Consider the following 1,008-nt stretch of genomic DNA (forward strand, 5'->3'; position numbering starts at 1 on the left):
CTGGCCGTTGAGGGCGAGGTCGCGCAGCATGCGGCCGGTGGAGTACATGCCCGAGTTGCAGGAGGACAGGGCGGCGGTGAGCACCACGAAGTTGACGATCGCGGCGCCGACGCCGAGGCCCATCTTCTCGAAGGCGGCGACGAACGGCGAGACGCCCGGCTGGAAGTGCGTCCACGGCACGACCGACAGGATCATGATCAGCGCGCCGACGTAGAAGACGGCGATGCGCCACGGGACGGTGTTGATGGCCTTCGGCAGGGTGACCTTGGGGTCCTTGGACTCGCCGGCGGTGACGCCGACCAGCTCCACCGCGAGGAAGGCGAACATCACGATCTGGAGGGTCATCAGCGTGCCGCCGATGCCCTTGGGGAAGAAGCCGCCCTCGGACCAGAGCATGGTCATGGAGGCGGTGTCCGCGGCGTCGGAGAAGCCGATGGTGAGGATGCCGGCGCAGATCAGGATCATGCCGATGATGGCGGTGACCTTGATCATCGAGAACCAGAACTCCAGCTCACCGAAGAGCTTCACGGAGATCAGGTTCGCGCCGAAGAGGATGACGGTGAAGGCCAGGGCCGAGATCCACTGCGGGATGTCCCACCAGTACGTCATGTACGTGGCCGCGGCGGTGACCTCGGTGATGCCGGTGACGACCCAGAAGAGCCAGTACGTCCAGCCGGTGACGAACCCCGCGAAGGGGCCGACGAACTCACGGGCGTACTCCGCGAAGGAGCCCGAGACGGGGCGGTACATGAGCAGCTCGCCCAGCGCCCGCATGATGAAGAAGATGACGAGACCGGCGATGGCGTACGCCAGGATGAGGCTCGGTCCGGCCTTGGAGATGGCCTTGCCCGCGCCGAGGAAGAGCCCGGTGCCGATGGCTCCGCCGATCGCGATCATCTGGATCTGACGGGCTCCGAGGCCCCGCTGGTAGCCCTCGCCGGACGCGGACTCCGCGGCCTCACTGCCGTCGTGGTGCTGATCGACCTGCACTGAGGTCATGGTTGGTGC

1 protein-coding gene is annotated in these 1,008 nt (G+C 66.6%); it reads right to left on the reverse strand.

Annotated features, from left to right (window positions below):
* On the reverse strand, positions 1-990 hold a 990-nt coding region (locus AB0F61_RS34310; protein WP_357818588.1), incomplete at its 3' end, for an amino acid permease.
* Positions 991-1,008 lie beyond the last annotated feature (18 nt).

The sequence above is a fragment of the Micromonospora sp. NPDC023888 genome (genome assembly GCF_040639415.1).
GTDB lineage: Bacteria > Actinomycetota > Actinomycetes > Mycobacteriales > Micromonosporaceae > Micromonospora.